We start from the raw sequence: 16,184 nt of genomic DNA, 5'->3' as shown, positions 1-16,184 counted from the left end.
TCCCCCTCCTTTCCGCTTCCCTTTCGTCGTGGGTGTCCCCGTGAGCCGCGCGCTGGCTGTGTCCGTGGCCGGGGGCAGTCCGTCCTCCCTTCCTTCCCGAGCCATCGAAGTGGACGCGGGCATGGCGTTGCCCGTGGCGTTCGGCGGCCTGAGGAAGATCCTCCGCGCCTGTGAGGACGCCGCGCCGGAGCCCGTGCGCGCCCTGGCTCGCGCCCGCCCCGCGGAGTGGAATCGGCTCTTCCCCGGCACCATCGACGGAGCCCCGGACCTGGGAGACCTCGCGCTCAGCCCCTCCGAGCGACGGCTGCACCGAGAATCCGAGCAGGTGTTCTGGATCCTCACCGTCGCGGCGCAGGCCATCGTGGCGGCGCTGCGCGCCAGCGGTCGGCCCCTGGTCATCCACGGCGCGGGCGAGTGTGACCTCGTCAGCCTGCGCGCGGTGATGCGCGCCGCCGAGTGGGGACGCTTGGAGGGCCTGGAAGGCACGGTGGTCCTGACGGACTGGAACGTGCGTCGCCCCTACGGTGCCGAGTGCTTCGAGCCCCGCCGCCGCGCCTACCTGGGTGCGCTGTGCGAGCGCATGCGGACGGCCAGCCCCCAGGGACTGGGCGTGGTGTCCTCGCGGCTGGTGGAGCCCGCGGTGGACCTGGAGGGGCGCTACCTGCAGCTCGTGGTGGACGCCTCGCTGTCTCGCGAGGAGCGCGTGGCGGCGGCCATCCTGGCCATCCGCGCCTGCTTCTTCACCTCGAACTACGAGGGCGCGACGCTCGCGGCCGAGCAGGGCCTGGCGCTGCTGGGAACGGGCGCGGAGGGGGCCTCGCCCCAGGGCGTGGCCGAGGCGTGGGACCGGCTGGACACGGGCTTCGTCACCCCGGCCATCGAGATTGACCGGGGCAGCCTGGGCGACGGCGACGAGCTGCGGGCGCTCCTGGAGCGCAGCCTGGGCGTGGTGCACGTCTACACGGGCGCGCATGACGACGCGATGGCGGCGTTCGGGCGCGGGCTGGAGTGCCGCCTGCCTCCCGAGATGGTGGCGCGGCTGCGGATGTTCCGGGCCCTGACGCTGACCAAGCGCTTCGGGCAGCTCCCGAATGCACGCGAGGAAGTGGAGGCGGGGCTGGCCGCGCTGGCGGGCTGCACGGGCGCGGACCGCGCGCTCCAGGAGGGGTGGCTGCGCAACGTGTGCGCGCTGACGTGGTTCTCCGAGCGCAAGCTGGACAAGGCGCTGGTGGAGGAGAAGCTCGCCATGCGCTGCGTGGGCGACCTGCACGACGCGAGCGCCACGCACCTGAAGATCAACCTCATCTCCAACGCGAGCTATCTCCAGGAGACGGCGCGGCAGTTCCCGGAGTCCATCGCCACGTGGCGACGCTTCGAGAAGATCAGCGAGAACTGGGGCGTCAACTTCGCCAAGCACCACCGCTATCGGCTCGCGGGCCTGGAGCTGGCGGCGGGTCAGCGAGACGCGGCCGTGACGCACTTCATCGAGGCCTACGCGGGCGCGGAGCAACTCCAGGACGCGTTCCACCGGCAGGTCATCGCGGCGGAGCTGGGGCGCCTGTTCCTCGACGAGGGCCGAGCCGCCGAGGCCGTCGACTGGTTCGCCAAGGCGGAGGAGCAGGCCCGCGCCATCGGCGAGCCGCTGAAGACGGCGGAGAGCGTGGCGGGCCTCGCCGTGGCGGGGGGCAGCTCGGACTGGAGCGAGGCCGTGCGCTGCGCCCGCGCGAGCAGCACGTGGCCCAAGCAGACCCAGGCCTTGCTGGACGCGCTCGCGAGCGGCAACGCGCAGGCGGTCCAGGCCGTGCTGCCTCGGGCTCGCACGAAGCTCAACCGCCCGTTCGACTCGGTGACGCTGTACTGAGTCCGCGGGGAGCGGCCTCCGCCGCGCTCAGCCCGCGAGCCGCGCGGGATCGAACGGGGCCGCGATGTCACTGCGGCCCTGCGTGATGAGGTCCACCAGGGCGACCGCCGCCAGCGCACCGGTGAGGATGCCCTGGCCGCCCAGTCCCGTCGCGACGTACGTCTGGCGCATGCCGGGGAAGCGCCCCAGGTATGGGCGACCATCGGGCGTCGCGGCGCGCAGTCCGGCCCAGGCGCGCACGAAGCGGGCCTCGCGCAGACGGGGCGCCAGCTTGGCCACCGTGGCGCTCAGGTGCAGCAGGCCCGCGGGGGTCACCTGCTCGACGAAGCCCGCGTCCTCCTCGGTGGCGCCCACGACAATCTCACCCGCGCGCCACGGCGCCAGGTACGTGGACCCCGAGACGACGCGCGACAACTTCAAGCCCGGCGAGTGCACCACCAGCATCTGCCCGCGCAGGGGCTTCAGCGGCAGGCCCGGCACGCCGGGAATCTTCGTGGACCACGGGCCCGCGGCGACGAGCACGTGCTCGGCGCTCAGCACATCGCGGTCCGTCTGGAGATGAACTCGGCCGTGCTGCTCGGCCAGGGAGCGCACGGACTCACCGAGCCGCAGGCGCACCCCGGCGCGCTGGGCCTCGTGCAACAGCGCGTTCAGGTAGCCCTCGGTGTCCACCATGTGGCCGTGCTCGGAGACGAAGGCGCCGAGCAGCGGCGTGCCCTCCAGCGCGGGCTCCAGCTGCGCGAGCTTCACGGAATCCACCCAGGTGCCCAGTCCCTCGGTGTCGCGCGCGGCGGACTCGGCCAGCGCGTCACGGCTCTTCGAGTCCGGCGTCACGCGGAGGATGCCCTGCCCGCGTCGAAGCTGCGCGCTGTCCGGCAGCGTGGCCAGCTCCTCCGCGAGCAGCATGCGGCCTGCCCGGGCGAAGGCGAGCATGGGCCCGTCGTCCAACAGCCGAACGGAGGGGATGGCCACCCCGGCCGCCGCGCGCGAGCCCCGACCTCCGGGCTCCACCGCGTCCAGCACGGTGACGCGGGCGCCCAGGGCCGCCAGCCGCCGAGCGGCCGACAGTCCCACGACGCCCGCGCCCAGGATGACGACGTCGGTTCCTCGCTCCATTCGGTCCGGCCCTCGTCCCGCGGCGCCCCTGCGTGGGGCACGCGCTCAGGACGAGGACGTTACCAGCCCGGCCGCGAGACGCGCGCGCATGCCATCCACGATCCGGAAGAGGAGCATGCCTCCGAGCATGGAGGCCCCGAACAGGAGCGCCGTCCCCGTCCCCGAGGCCAGCGACACCAGCGCGGGACCCGGGCAGTAGCCCGCGAGGCCCCAGCCCACCCCGAACAGGGCCGCGCCGCCCACCAGCCGCAAGTCCACTCGCGCCTTGGAGCGCGCCGGGAACTCCGTGGCCAGCACCGGCGAGCGGCGCCGACGGATGAGCCGCTGGAGGGGTGCATGGACCGCCAGCGCACCGCCCATCACGAACGCGAGCGAAGGGTCCCACGCGCCCGCGAAGTCCAGGAAGCCCACCACCTTGGCGGGGTCCGTCATGCCGCCCAGGCCCAGGCCCAGGGCGAAGAGCAGCCCCGCGAGCGCCGCCATGAATCCGGCCTTCATGCCGCACCTCCCAGGACGTGACGCACGACGAAGACAGTGAGCGCTCCGGCCGCCATGAACGTCATCGTGGCCGCCAGCGAGCGCGGAGCCCCGTGGGCCAGCCCGCAGACGCCGTGACCGCTGGTGCAGCCATTGCCCAGCCGCGTGCCAAAGCCCACGAGCAAGCCCGCCGCCACCGGAATCAGCGCGCCCGTGACGACCGGCGCCCCGAGCAACCCCGGCGCGAGCGCGCGCAACAGGAACCCACCCGCGACGAGCCCTCCGACGAAGGCCGCGCGCCAGCCCCACTCTCCGGCGACTGGCGCGAGCAGTCCTCCGGTGATGCCGCTGATGCCCGCGGTCCGGCCGTTGAACAAGAGAAGGAGCGAGGCGGAGAGCCCGATGAGGACCCCGCCCGCGAGTGCGGCGAGAAACGGATGCATGAAGGTCAATCCTCGAAGATGTTGATCCAGGGAGAGACTCGCGCGTCTCAGCGCGAGGGAACGGAAGAGGATGCCGCGGCGGCGGGCGCGGGCGCGGTGGCGGTGACGGGCGTGGCTCCGCCCAGTCGCGCCAACGTGTCGCGGTTCTTCATCAGGATGCCCGCGCCCATCACCACCAGGAACACGGAGAACGCGCGCTTGAGCGAGGCCTGGGACACGAAGTGGGACGCCCACGTGCCCACGAGGATTCCCACCACCGCGACCGCGGTGAACCCCGCCAGATAGCCCCAAGGCACCACCACGTGCCCCAGGTAGCCCGCGAAGCCGACGAAGGAGTTGAGCGCGATGACGAGCAGGCTCGTGCCCACCGCCTGCTTCATGGGCAGGCCCAACAGCAGCACCAGCGTGGGGACGATGAGGAAACCGCCCCCCACGCCCACCAGGCCCGTGATGGAGCCCACGCCCAGGGCGGACAGGACGAGCAGCGGGATGCTGCCGGGGCGTCCACCCTCGGTGCCGTCGGTGCCCTTCGCGGCGTCCGCGCGGCTGTTGCGGAACATGAAGAACGCGGCCACCAGCATGATGATGGCGAAGAGGATGAGCTGGATGACGCCCGGCACGTGAACGGAGAACCTCGCTCCCGCGTAGGTGCCCGCCATGGTGAGCGCGGCGAAGGGCAGCGAGGCGCGCAGCCGGACGTTGCCCTTGCGCCAGTGACTGGCGGCGCCCACCAGGCTCGTCATCCCCACCACGGCCAATCCCATCGCGATGGACTGCTTGGGGTCGAACCCGAGCACGTACACGAGGATGGGCACCGTGAGGATGGAGCCGCCGCCGCCCAACAATCCGAGCGACAGGCCGATGAGCGCCGCGAGGGTGAATCCCAGAAGAGGCATGGCGAACTCAGGAGGACTCGCGCACGGCGAGCATGCCGCCGGCGAGGTTGTACAGCGAAATGAAGCCCTGGGCGGACAAGAGCCGCGCGGCGATCACCGAGCGCTTCCCCGAGCGACAGATGAGCAAGAGCGGCGCGTCCCGCCGCCACGAGGCCGCCGAGGACTCCAGCGTCCCCAGCGGGACGAGCTCCGCGCCGGGCAGGTGGCCCAGCGGTCCCACGAACTCGTCCGGCTCGCGCACGTCGATGCGGCGGACCTCGGGGCCCAGCGTGCCGAGCTGGGCCGGAGTGATGTCTTGATAGAGAGCGGTCGTCATGGGCGCACTCACGGGGAAGGGAGCGGAGGAGGCAGTCTTCCGCACTCACGATTGGCGGGGACGGCCAGGTGGATCTTCTTGGGGTTGGGGAGCCGCAGGTTCTCCATCACCTGGATGAAGTCCTCGCGACTCTTTCCCGCCAGCCGGGGGTTGTGCTGCTTCTCCTCGGCGATGCTCGTGGCGGTGTGGCCCTGGTAGTCGTGGGCCGGGAAGACGAGCGTGTCATCGGGCAGCGCGAACAGCACGCGGGTGATGGAGTCGTGGAGCTGGCCCGCGTTGCCATTCTGGAAGTCGGTGCGGCCGTTGCTGCGCACGAGCAGCGCGTCGCCGGTGAACACGCGGTCGCCCAGGAGATAGCTGACGCTGTCATCGGTGTGCCCCGGCGTCGCGAGCACCTGGAAGGACAGCGCGCCCACCTGGACGGTGTCGCCGTGCTTGACGTGGCGGTTGGCGCAGGGCGCGCCCCCTTCCCCGCCCACCACCTCGCAGCCCGTGCGCTCGCGCAGCACGCCCGAGGCGGTGACGTGGTCGGCGTGCACGTGGGTATCCAATACGTGGGTCAACTTCAGCCCCAGCTCGGACACGCGGCGCAGGTCGCGATCCACCTGCTCGAGCACGGGGTCGATGAGGACGGCCTGGCGTGAGACCGGATCCCCGATGAGATAGGTGTAGGTAGAAGACTCGGCATCGAAGAGTTGACGGAAAATCATTCCAGGAACCTCCGACCCGTGAGAGCCACGGCGGCCGGAAAAGGATTCACCCCGGGGCGCGGCGCCCCCAGACTTCGAGGGGACAGGGCATGGGCGACAAGAGCGACATGGAGCTGGTGAAGGCCGCGAAGGCGGGGGACACTCGGGCGCTCGAGGAGCTGCTCAGCCGCCACGAGAAGCAGGTGTACCGCTTCGGCCTGCGCATGTGCGGCTCCGAGGAGCAGGCCCGCGAGGTCCTCCAGGAGACGCTGCTGGCGGCCTTCCAGGGCATCCATTCGTTCCGCGGCGAGGCGGAGTTGTCCACCTGGCTCTATCAGGTCGCTCGCACGCACTGCCTGCGGGCGCGGCGGCAGCGCGCGGGCGCCCCTGTCGAGCACGAGCCCTTGGATACGCCCGTGGCCCAGCACGTGCCCTCGGCCGAGCGCACGCCGGACGAGGCCTCGCACGCGCGGCAGCTCGGCGAGGTGCTGCACACGGCCATCCTCGCGCTGCCGGACACCTACCGCGAGGCGCTCATCCTGCGTGACGTGGAAGGCCTGAGCGCCGATGAGGCCGCGCGCGTGGTGGGCATCGAGGTGCGGGCGCTCAAGAGCCGGCTGCACCGCGCGCGCAACCAACTGCGCGAGGACCTGACCACGCTCCTCGGAGAGAGCGCCGTGGACACGGGCAACGGCTGCCCCGAGCTGGCCCAGGTGCTCGCCCAGGACGCCGAGGGGGACATCGACCAGGCCACCTGTGTCCGCCTGGAGGAGCACCTCGCCACGTGTCCCAATTGCTCGGACGCATGTGACTCGCTGCAGCGCACGGTGTCGCTGTGTCGTCGCATCCCGGGGGACGCCGTGCCCGCGCCGGTCCGCGCCGCGGTGAGGCAGGCCCTCACCCGCGCCCTGACGCCTTGACTCGCGCTACGCGCGGGTGAACTGCATGCGCAGCTCGCAGGTGTAGCGCCCTCTCGCGTCCTTCAGCCAGAGCTGCTCCGGCGCGGGATACATCTCCTCCAGCGACAGGCGCTCCGCCTCGCGCGCCAGATGCGACAACAGGTCCAGCGCGAACGGGCTCGCCGTGTCGATGAGGTACGGCTTGCGCTCCTTCGACGTGCGCATGAAGACGAAGCGCGGCCAGCCGTTGGCGCGTCGCTCACGCTGCACCGCGAGGAAGAGGTCGAACCCCGTCACCTTGGCGAGCCGCGCCGCAGGCAACTCCCAGCGCTCGCGCTGATACACCGCGCCGCCCACGCTCAACCTCGGCAGGTGGCTGCCTTGCGTGCGCAGCGGCGCGTGCAGCACCTGCGGATGCGCCAGCGCCGCGAACGGCGGGTACGAAGAGAAGTCGTCGAGCGGCATGTAGAGCCAGAGCCGCTCGCCCTTCCCGTCCACGAGCACCGGGCCCTCGCGCGTCGGCAGCACCTTCACCGTCGACGGGGTCAGCGCGCCCTCCTCCACGTCCAGCACGTCCGACACCGAGTACAAGAGGCGCCGGCCTGGGAACACGTAGAAGCCCTTGTTGCGCCGGCGGATGGCCATGCCCACCAGCCCCTTCGCCGAGGGATCCGCCTTCAGCCAGCGCTCCGCCACCGCCGCGTAGCGCGCCCGGTCCGGATAGAAGGCGCCCAGCCAGCTCCACAGCAGGAGGTGGTGGTGCACGCGCGCGAGCATGACCTCGAAGCCCTCGCCCTCCTTCTTCGCGAGGCACACGTCCGGCAGCGCGTAGCGGCCTCCCGGCGCGGAGGTGCCCAGGAAGTCCACCGGCAGCGTGCGCGCGCGGGCGGCGTCCTCCTCCAGCATCACCGGCGGCACCGGCGAGAAGCGGCTGCCCGCCACGTTGTCCGGTCGCAGGCGCACTGCGTAGTCGAGGAAGTCCACCGGACGCTCGTCCGGACCGAGCGCATCGCGGACCTGCTCGCGGAAGCCGCGCTGCACGCGCTCGCCATAGGCCGCGGACAGCGCGAGCGGATCCGACAACGCGGTCTCCAGCTCCTCGGTGAAGCGCTGACCGAAGCGCAGGCGGAACGGCGAGCTGGCCTCTTCGTAGATCACCAGGCGATCCGCGTAGACCTGCCCTTCGCCTCGGCGCGCGGGCTTGCCGGTCACCTCGGTGAAGCGAGCCTCCAGCCGCAACAACAGCCCGCGCCGGCCTGACAGGTCCGCCGCCTGGAACTCGCTCCGCAGTTGGTCCAGCCCGTCCAGCCGCTCCAGCCAACGCGACCGTGCCTCGGACTCGGGCAGCGCGGCCACGGAGCCACGGACGCTCTCGAAGGTGCCGAAGTCGTTCGGATGGAAGCCGAGCCCCCACAGCAGCAGCGCGCCCTTCACGAGCGGAATCGCGAGCCGCTCCACCGCCTCCGCCGCGACGCCCAGCACCTTCGCCGCTTGCGTAGGAGTCGGATGCTCGCGCAGCACGGCGAGCAAGGCCTCTGCCTCTTGGGAGAGCGGCACGTCCAGCCCCAGCGGCGCGCAGACGGCCCGGCCCGGGGTGAGGGTGAACACGGGGTTGAGGCGCAGCGGCAGGTGCGGTCGCAGCGTCCGCTCACGGCCCACCGCGCGCGCCAGCTCCGTCACGGCCCAGAACGAGAAGAACGTGCGCCGGCGCGTGTCCCCGCTCGGCACGGTGCGCACATCGAACGCGTCCTCGGAGGTCCGCTCGCCGTAGGAGATGGGGCCGAAGAAGCTGGTCGTCTCGTTCTTGGCGCAGAAGCGCTGGAGGTACGTGTACACCTGCCGCTCCACGCGGCGCGCGTCGGAGGTGTCGGGGCGCTCGCCTCCGCGCAGGTAGCGGCTCCACACGTTGTCGAACATGGCCGGGCTGGAGAGGAACACCGCCTCCTGGATGCCCGCGTCCCCTGCCCGCTCGCGCAGACGCTCACGAAGGGCCTGGCGCTCCTCGGCGTAGCGCGCTTGGAGGGCCGCGCGTTGCTCCCGATGGTGCACGAGCGCGGCCTGGAGGTCTGGTCCCACGCGGAGCTTGCGCGCCGGCTCGCGTCCTTGAGCCAGGGCCTCGCGCAGCGCGTTCGCGTCCGCCTCCGACGCTTCGGCGCGCACTGCGTCCACGAGCGACTGCTCCGCGTCGAGCAACCGCGTTGCCTCGGCCTGAAGCTCCGCGGACAGCCCGAGCGACTCCAGCCAGTCGAAGGGAAAGCCCGCGTGCCGCAGCACGAACACGTCGCCCAGCGTCCAGCGCTCGCTCATGCGTGCACCCGCTCCAGCACGGCCTTGCCCACCAGCGCGTCCACCAGCTTCGCCCGGTGGGCCTCGGGGACGTCGCTGAGCGCCTCGGAGATCTCGGTCGCTTGCAGCAAGGTGCTCAGCCTGGGAGCGATGCGTGTGTCCAGCGCAAGCACGCTGCCGGTGCGCAGGTTCGCCGCGTACCACGACGGCTTCGCCACACCGTCCAGCGACGCGGGCAGGTCCACCACCGCGCAGTCCGTGTCCAGGCGCACCTGGGTGGGCACCTTCGCCCCGCGTGCCTCGCTTCCCGGCGGCACCGAGCGCGCGGGCACTCGCAGATAGGCCCCGGCGACCCGGCCCGGGCTCAGCGGCTGGCGTCGCAGCAGGCGCAGCGCCAGCGCGGACAGGACTTCCGGAAGCCTCGCGGCACGGAGGGTGTCCGGGACATCGAAAGGCCGACTCCGCGCGAGGTCTCGGTCTCCAGGAGGCGTGCCGGGCTGCACCCAGCGCTCGTCGAACCGCCGCGCCTCGGGCCCGCGCTCCAGCGCCCAGTGGAAGGGCCGTACCCCCGCGATCCAATCGAACAAGGGCTCCGCCAGCAGCGTCGCGAGCGTCTGCTCCAGCGCGCCCTCGTCCACCGCGGGCGCCCCCACCCACCACTCGGCCACCACCGACACACCCGCGCGGCGCAGGTGCTCCATGCCCCGCCGCAGGAAGTCCGCCGACAGCGCGTTGCCCTGCGGATCAATCACGAGCCCGTCGCGGATGGCGCAGAACCCCACGACCGCCAGCTGGCAGCCGCTCTCCACCAGCGCCTCCGCCCGGAACAACGTTCCCAGGGCCACGTGTCCCGCCCAGGGAGCGCCGCCCGTGAAGGCGCGCACCTCGCTGGCCGTGCGCGCGCCCAATCGCCAGCGCGGTGCGCCCGCCGTCACGCTGGCCTCGGTCCACACCAGGTCCGTGCCCTTGCGCTCCTCCGGAGGCGGCACGACGACCAGCTCCATCAAGTCGGGGATCCACACAGGCGTGGCGCCGGCGGGCGAATCCAGCCCCGCGGTCACCCGCCACCGAGGCACCTCTCCCCCCTCGGGGAAGGTGGCGCGCTGGAAAGGGCTCAGCCGCGCCAGGGCCGCGCGGTGCAAGTGGACGAAGGGCCCCGCCAACTCCAGGGCCACGTCGGGAGGACACTCGCGCGCGAGCCACGCCGCCGCGGGGAGCTGGAGGTCCTTCTCCAACCACAGCCTCACGCGCGTCGCGCCCGCGAACTGCTGAATCGCCCGCGCCAGGTCCTCCTGGTACGGCAGCGGCGCGTCCAACGCGCGCAGCACGTCCTCGCTGCGCTCGGTGGAGCCCTCATGGAGCGCCACGTCGTCGAGCCGGAGCTGCACCTCGCTCGGCGCACCGGAGAGCGCGGTCAGCACCGCCCCCAAGGCGCGCAGCGTGCCGTGTCCAGCATCCGCGTCCCGGGCGCGCAAGGCTTGAGCGGCCTTCAGGAGCAGCAGCTCGCGCAAGGATTGAGGCGTCAGCGCCCCGCGCGCGCGGGCCTCCATCTCGGCGGCCACCGAGTCCGGAGCGAAGACGCGGCGGCAGTAGTCGAGCGCCACGTCGAGGACCCGCCAGCCCTCGGGCGCCTCGGCGCGCAGGGTCACGTCCCGATGGGGCGGAAGCACGAGCAAGTTCATTCGCGGACCTCGGGCGTCTCAGCGCCCCACAGCAGCGTGCAGCGGAGTTCGACAGTGTGCCGCCCCTCGTCCGAGCGCAACCAGAGCGCCTCCGGTCCGGGGCGCATCTCCGACAGCACGACTTCTTCCTTCTGCTCCAAAAGATTGAGGAAGACGCGCAGGAGCGCCGGGCTCCGCACGTCCACCAACACGGGTTTTCGCTCGTCCTTGAACTTGGCGAACACGCAGTCCGGCATCCCCTTCGCGTCCCACACCGCCACCGCCGCGCGCAACCGGGCCCGGTCATCACGCCCTACTTGGAGCGCCTCCCGCTCCTCCGAGGACAGGCGCCACTGCTCGCGCTGCACCACCGCGCCGCCCACCGTCAGCCGAGGCGTATGCGCCCCCAGCGACACTCGCAGCGGGCGGATCCGCGGCAGCGCGAACGCGGTGTGCACGGGGCTCTCCAGCTCGCCGTTGTGGAGGAAGACCTCGGAGCCCAGGCGCTTGGAAACGAGCCGCACGCTCTTCCCGTCGCTCTCCACGAACAAGTCATCGAACGGCAGCCGCCACGCCGCGGCGCGCGCGCTCACGCCCCCCAGCTCCACCACCGGCCCGGGCAGCTCCGCGGGCAAGAGCCCCGTGCGCCGCGACGCCAGCACCGTCACCAGCGGCCCCGGCCGAGACACCGCGGCCAGCGCGCGCACCATGTCTCCCTCCACGCGCGCCCGCGCCTCGTGGAACTGGAGCGCCCAGCCCCACACGAGCGCCGTGTCATGCACGTCGCCCAGGACCAGCTCGTAGTCACCGCGCGCCCAGGCATCGACGCTCGCCGCGCCCACCAGCACATCCACGGACGTGACGAGCGGCAGCGCGCGCGCATCGACGGGAGGAGCCACCTCCAGCGCGCCGCCCACCTCGACGACCCGCGCGGTGGCATCCGGAATCGCGCGGGCCAGGGCCTCGCTCACGCTCGTGTCGAAGGGCACCGGCCCATCCGAGTACGCCGCCACCACCTTCCAGAACGGCACGGTGCGCACGCCCAGCCGAGCCGCCAGCGCGGTGCGCGCCGCCTCGCGCGTGCGCCGGGCGGCCTCGCCCATCAGCGTCAGCGCGGGCACCATCCTCGCCTCCAGCTCCCGTGCGCGCTCGCCGCTCACGGACACGCGCAGGTCCCCCCCGCACTCCTCACGCAGCGGCAAGCGGTCCTGGTAGAAGTTGTGCGCTTCCGCGCCGCCTCGCGCCACCTCGCCCGAGGCCGAGCGCGCGGTGGGAGGCGCCACACCCCAGTGCTCCCGCGCCAGCCGCGCGAAGTCCTCCTGCACCGTCATCTTCGCGGCGGCATCGGCGGCGCTGTACCGGGCCATGCACGCCGCCAGCGCCGAGAGCCCACGCGCATGGCGCCGAGACGCCGAGCCCGGCAGACCCGCGACCCGCTCCGACAAGTCATCCACGGGGTGGTGCGCGGCGGCGGGAACTTCCAACTGGTGCGTGAGCAGCCCCTTGTCGCAACCGAGCCGCGCCGCCTCGCGCGCCAGCCCCGGCTCGACGCCCAGCGAAGAGGCCAGCGACGCCAAAGGCCGCGTCCCGTCCGCCAGCTCCACCAGGCGAGGCAGCAGCTCCTCGGCGCTCGCGGGCGCGGGCGCGGCCTTGCGACCTGGAACTTCCGCGAAGGCCTTGCGGCGCAGCACCAGCCACGGCGCGACGTCGGGGTCGAACGCCACGGCGCGCACCAGGCCCTGCACCAACCACGAGGCCGCGAACGTGTTGCGCCCCCGCAGCACGCGCGGCCCCGACCAGTGCACCGAGACCCCCGTGGGAGCCTCGGGGACCAGCGCGCCGTAGTTGATGGGACCGAAGAAGCCCATCGTCTCGTTCTTGGCGCACACCCGCTGGAGGTAGCTGGCCACCTGACGCTCCAGCCGCGCGCCGTCGCGACCGGACAGCAGGTCCTTCGCCACGGGGGGGCTGGAGCTGGCGATGGCCTCCAGGAAGCGGGGCTCGCGGCGAAAGGACTCCAGCGCCGCGTCGGCCGCGTCCCGCTCACGATTCACGGCGGCCTCGAAGGCGGACTCCACGGCCTGCGCCTCGGCCGCTCGCGCGTTCCACGCGGCGAAGCGCTCGGGAGACTCCAACCCCTCGGTGTCCACCGGACGACCGGCCTTCAACGCCGCGAGCACCGCGCGCGGCGGTCGCTTCACCCTGGGGCCCTCCGCACGAAGGGCCTCGAGCGCGCGCCGCTCCACGTCCAGGCGCCGAGCCCAGGCCACCGCCTCGGGCCAGCCGAGGCGCTCCAGCCAGTCGAACGGGAAGCCCGTCGTGCGCACCACGACGTGGGGGAAGAGGGACCAGCCCTTCATGCGTCACGCACCCTTCGGAGGCGGGCGCCGCGGGCGCCCAACGGTGGCGCTCAGTCCTGCGTCCGCGCCGGGACGGTGATTTCCTGCCCGGGCACGGCCATGACCCACAGCTCGCGAGCGGGCTGCCCTGCACAACTCACGAGCACCTTCAGCTCCCGCCCCGCCTCGATGGGCGCCTTCGCCACCGGCGTCGGAGTCGGCAGCACCGCGTCGCCCACCTTCACCTGGCACCCCGACGGACCCGCTTGAATCGTCAGGTGCCCCGTGGCCGCCGGCAGTGACGCGGGCGCGTCCGCCAACGTCCGCACATCGATATGGTCCCGAGACTGGGTCGTCCCGAAGCGCCGCAGCTTGCCCTCCATCGCCGTGGACACGAACAGCGTCGCGCCCGGCTCGCCCCCGGGCACCGCGCTGTCATCGGCACGCAAGCCACCCACGTAGACATGCTCGTCCGGGGCCACGCCCACGAAGCGCGAGCCGGAGCCACCGCTGAAGAGCACCGCGGCCCCGCCCACCACCAGCAACCCGCCCACCGCGAGCGCCCCCCAGACGAAGGGAGAACGCCGCGCCGCCACCGGCTCGACGGACACAGAGGGACGCGCCGCCCCCTGCGCCACCGCGGGAGCGGCGGGCATCGAAGGACGCGAAACACTGGGAGCCACCGCGGGAGCCGCGGGCGATGACGAACGCGGAGCACCGGGCGCCACCGCCGGAGCCGCGGGCGATGACGAGCGCGGAGCACCGGGCGCAACAGCCGGCGTGGCGGGCATCGACGGGCGCGGCGCGCCGGGCGCCACCGCGGGAGCGGCGACCGAAGGCCGCACCGGCGCGTGAGCCGGATTCGACGGCCGAGGCGGCGCGGGCACCGGCGGACGCGGGGGCATCGACATGGCCGGGGACAGCGCAGCGTCGAGCGGCACCACTTCGGTGCGCTCCTGAGGCTCCAGCTCGGAGAACTCCGGGAGCGTGGGCGCGGGCGGAGGCACCACGCGCGAGGAGCCAGACGGAGCGGTCGGCGGGCGCGGAGGCGTGCCCGTCCCCACCGTCGCGGGACGCGGGCCACTGCCCGAGCCCGTCACCGCCGGCCGAGGACCACTGCCCGAGCCTCGCTGGCCGCCCGGAGCCGCCATCTCGCCCGAGCCCGTGCTCACCGAGGGAAGGCTCCCGCTGCCCGTGCCCACCGGCATGGGCCGGGGATGACTGCCAGTGCCGGCGGCGGCGGCGGGCGTGAACTCCGCGAGCCGATCCCCCAGCGTGTCCTTGAAGTACTGCGCCACCGCCGCCGGAGACGAGTTGAGGCGGTGGTGCGCCATGACCGCCTCGATCTCCTCGCGCATCGCCGCGGCAGACGGCGTGCGCCGCGCTGGATCCTTCACGAGCGCGCGGAGGATGAGGTCGGAGACGTCCTGCGGAATCGCGGGCTTGAGCTGCGAGGGAACCGGCGCCGGATCTCTCACGATGGCCGTCAGCGTGGCCGCGTCGTGGTCGCGACGGAACGGGAGTTGGCCGGTGAGCAGCTCGAAGAGGACCACGCCCAGCGCGAACACGTCGTTGCGCGCATCCAGCGGACGCCCGGACGCGGCCTCCGGGGAGATGTATGAAATCTTCCCCTTCAGCACGCCCGCCTGGGTGTTCTCCTCACCCGCGACCTTGGCGATGCCGAAGTCGCTCAGCTTGATGGCGCCATCCAGCGAGATGAGCACGTTGTGCGGGCTGACATCGCGGTGCACCACCGGGTGCGGCGTGCCGCCCGGGTCCACGTAGCTGTGCGCGTAGTGCAGGCCCGCCGCCACCTCCGCCACGATGCGCAGCGCGTGCTCCAGCGGCAGCGCCAGTCCCTTGCGGCGCAGCTCGTTGATGAGCTTCTTCAGGTCCGGGCCGCGCACGTACTCCATCAGGATGTACGCGACGCCGTCGGACACGCCCACGTCGAAGGTCTGCACCACGTTGGGATGTGTGAGTCGCGCGTTGGCGCGCGCCTCCGCGAACAGCATGTCCACGAACTCGGGGTTCTCGGCGAACTGCGCGAGAATCTTCTTCATCACGACGTACTTCTCGAACCCCTTCACGCCCACTTGCTTGGCGAGGAACACCTCGGCCATGCCGCCCTGCCCCAGGCGGCGAAGAATCTGGAGCTTCGTGCCGCTCAGGGAGTTGGAGATGTCCGTGGACGCGCCCTGCTTGCTCCCCGAGCCCTCCGCGTTCGCCGTGCCGAACAGGTACTGACTGAGCGCGCGCGGCTCCAGCCCCTCGATGTCCTCCAGCGGCCGGTCCGTCAGCGGCGTGCGTCCCAGGAACCCCTGGAGCTGGGGCATGGAGGGCACGCGCGCGCTGCCGCCGCAGATGGGGCACGCGCTCTCGAAGGACTGCTGCGCGCGCAGCCGCGACAGGTACTCGTGGGCCTGGATGCGCTGATGGCTCAACTGCCCGCAGTGGCGGCACTCGCACGGCAGCCACAGCGTGGCCATGCGCGCGGGCAGCTGCTTGGACGAACGAGCCAACGCCGCCAGCGCGGGAGGCGGCACGCGGCACATCACCACCTGGGCGCCCTGCGCCGCCGTCTCCAGCACCTGCTCCAGCTTGCCCAGCGCCTCGGGCTCCACCACCTTCACGTGGCTGAAGTCGAAGGCGACGCGGCCCTCCAACCCGGACGCCAGCCGTCGCACGTTGAGGTCGCCCTTCAGCGCGCTCGCCAGCGTGATGTACGTGATGTCGTCCTGGATGATCTTCAGGTGCGAGGCCAGCTCCGGCTGCTCCGCGGGCATGCTGGCCCGCAGGTAGCGCATCACCACCGGGTCCACCGTGCCGAACTGCTGGCGGAGGCCGTAGTCGAAGAACTCGCTCGGCTGATCCGCGAACTCCAGCGGATTGGCGCACACGGGGCACGCGTGCGCGGGGGCCTTGCCCTCGGCCAGCACCGCCGCGTCGTCCACCAGGTTCACCACCCGCAGGCGGTCCTCGGCGCAGGTCCGGCAGGTGTAGGGCGCCAGCACGGACAGCACGCGCGTGACGCCGGCGAAGCCCTCCACCATGTTCAGCTGATCCACCACCACCGGCGGCGCATGCACCACGTACATGCCCAGCGCGCCCGCGGGCAGCTTGGCGGCGAACTCGCTCCAGCGCCGCACGCCGAACGAGCTGATGCGCTCGACGCGCCCCAGGTCCAGCACCAGCAGCCCG

12 protein-coding genes are annotated in these 16,184 nt (G+C 72.5%); 2 read left to right on the top strand and 10 right to left on the bottom strand.

Annotated features, from left to right (window positions below; translation table 11 throughout):
* The first annotated feature begins 28 nt into the window (after window positions 1-28).
* Window positions 29-1,861 (top strand): tetratricopeptide repeat protein, encoded by a 1,833-nt coding sequence (locus JGU66_25295; GenBank protein ID MBJ6764103.1) that lies wholly within the window; start codon window positions 29-31, stop codon window positions 1,859-1,861.
* Window positions 1,862-1,888: 27 nt separating this feature from the next.
* On the opposite strand, the gene JGU66_25290 is transcribed toward JGU66_25295, so the two are convergent.
* Genes JGU66_25290 through JGU66_25265 form a run of 6 tightly spaced genes read right to left on the bottom strand, consistent with a single transcriptional unit; the run spans window position 1,889 to window position 5,819 of the window.
* On the bottom strand, window positions 1,889-2,977 hold the full coding sequence (locus JGU66_25290; protein MBJ6764102.1) for an FAD-dependent oxidoreductase: 1,089 nt from the start codon (window positions 2,975-2,977) through the stop codon (window positions 1,889-1,891).
* Between the two features lie 45 nt (window positions 2,978-3,022).
* Window positions 3,023-3,475, bottom strand: a complete 453-nt coding sequence (locus JGU66_25285) for a YeeE/YedE family protein (GenBank protein ID MBJ6764101.1) — start codon at window positions 3,473-3,475, stop codon at window positions 3,023-3,025.
* Complete coding sequence (locus tag JGU66_25280; protein ID MBJ6764100.1) at window positions 3,472-3,897, bottom strand: YeeE/YedE family protein; 426 nt, start codon at window positions 3,895-3,897, stop codon at window positions 3,472-3,474. The genes JGU66_25285 and JGU66_25280 overlap by 4 nt, the downstream gene beginning before the upstream one ends.
* A gap of 47 nt (window positions 3,898-3,944) precedes the next feature.
* Complete coding sequence (locus tag JGU66_25275; GenBank protein ID MBJ6764099.1) at window positions 3,945-4,793, bottom strand: sulfite exporter TauE/SafE family protein; 849 nt, start codon at window positions 4,791-4,793, stop codon at window positions 3,945-3,947.
* Between the two features lie 7 nt (window positions 4,794-4,800).
* Entirely contained in the window at window positions 4,801-5,109 is a 309-nt protein-coding gene (locus JGU66_25270; GenBank protein MBJ6764098.1) for a rhodanese-like domain-containing protein, read from the bottom strand.
* A gap of 8 nt (window positions 5,110-5,117) precedes the next feature.
* A complete protein-coding gene (locus tag JGU66_25265; protein MBJ6764097.1) occupies window positions 5,118-5,819 on the bottom strand; it encodes an MBL fold metallo-hydrolase in 702 nt (233 codons plus the stop codon).
* An 89-nt stretch (window positions 5,820-5,908) separates the two neighbouring features.
* Here JGU66_25265 and JGU66_25260 point away from each other — a divergent pair, with 89 nt between their 5' ends.
* Window positions 5,909-6,718 carry a sigma-70 family RNA polymerase sigma factor gene (locus tag JGU66_25260; protein ID MBJ6764096.1) on the top strand — a complete coding sequence of 270 codons (810 nt, stop codon included), beginning with the start codon at window positions 5,909-5,911 and terminating at the stop codon, window positions 6,716-6,718.
* Between the two features lie 6 nt (window positions 6,719-6,724).
* Here JGU66_25260 and JGU66_25255 read toward each other — a convergent pair whose 3' ends face one another.
* From JGU66_25255 to JGU66_25240, 4 genes are all read right to left on the bottom strand, one after another.
* Window positions 6,725-9,004, bottom strand: coding sequence for a hypothetical protein (locus JGU66_25255; protein MBJ6764095.1), 2,280 nt, complete (start codon window positions 9,002-9,004; stop codon window positions 6,725-6,727).
* Window positions 9,001-10,665 carry a hypothetical protein gene (locus JGU66_25250; protein MBJ6764094.1) on the bottom strand — a complete coding sequence of 555 codons (1,665 nt, stop codon included), beginning with the start codon at window positions 10,663-10,665 and terminating at the stop codon, window positions 9,001-9,003. The genes JGU66_25255 and JGU66_25250 overlap by 4 nt, the downstream gene beginning before the upstream one ends.
* Window positions 10,662-13,004, bottom strand: coding sequence for a lantibiotic dehydratase (locus tag JGU66_25245; GenBank protein MBJ6764093.1), 2,343 nt, complete (start codon window positions 13,002-13,004; stop codon window positions 10,662-10,664). The genes JGU66_25250 and JGU66_25245 overlap by 4 nt, the downstream gene beginning before the upstream one ends.
* A gap of 50 nt (window positions 13,005-13,054) precedes the next feature.
* On the bottom strand, window positions 13,055-16,184 hold a 3,130-nt coding region (locus JGU66_25240; protein MBJ6764092.1), incomplete at its 5' end, for a protein kinase.

The sequence above is a fragment of the Myxococcaceae bacterium JPH2 genome, from assembly GCA_016458225.1.
Taxonomy (GTDB): Bacteria; Myxococcota; Myxococcia; order Myxococcales; family Myxococcaceae; genus Citreicoccus.
Note: the sequence above shows the minus strand (reverse complement) of the source record. Positions and strands in the feature narration are given on the sequence as shown.

Bases quoted from the DNA above. Each gene is read 5' to 3' on its own strand.
- JGU66_25265 (MBJ6764097.1), bottom strand. From the start codon at position 5,819: ATGATTTTCCGTCAACTCTTCGATGCCGAGTCTTCTACCTACACCTAT.
- JGU66_25270 (MBJ6764098.1), bottom strand. From the start codon at position 5,109: ATGACGACCGCTCTCTATCAAGACATCACTCCGGCCCAGCTCGGCACG.
- JGU66_25290 (MBJ6764102.1), bottom strand. From the start codon at position 2,977: ATGGAGCGAGGAACCGACGTCGTCATCCTGGGCGCGGGCGTCGTGGGA.
- JGU66_25255 (MBJ6764095.1), bottom strand. From the start codon at position 9,004: ATGAGCGAGCGCTGGACGCTGGGCGACGTGTTCGTGCTGCGGCACGCG.
- JGU66_25260 (MBJ6764096.1), top strand. From the start codon at position 5,909: ATGGGCGACAAGAGCGACATGGAGCTGGTGAAGGCCGCGAAGGCGGGG.
- JGU66_25250 (MBJ6764094.1), bottom strand. From the start codon at position 10,665: ATGAACTTGCTCGTGCTTCCGCCCCATCGGGACGTGACCCTGCGCGCC.
- JGU66_25280 (MBJ6764100.1), bottom strand. From the start codon at position 3,897: ATGCATCCGTTTCTCGCCGCACTCGCGGGCGGGGTCCTCATCGGGCTC.
- JGU66_25245 (MBJ6764093.1), bottom strand. From the start codon at position 13,004: ATGAAGGGCTGGTCCCTCTTCCCCCACGTCGTGGTGCGCACGACGGGC.
- JGU66_25275 (MBJ6764099.1), bottom strand. From the start codon at position 4,793: ATGCCTCTTCTGGGATTCACCCTCGCGGCGCTCATCGGCCTGTCGCTC.
- JGU66_25285 (MBJ6764101.1), bottom strand. From the start codon at position 3,475: ATGAAGGCCGGATTCATGGCGGCGCTCGCGGGGCTGCTCTTCGCCCTG.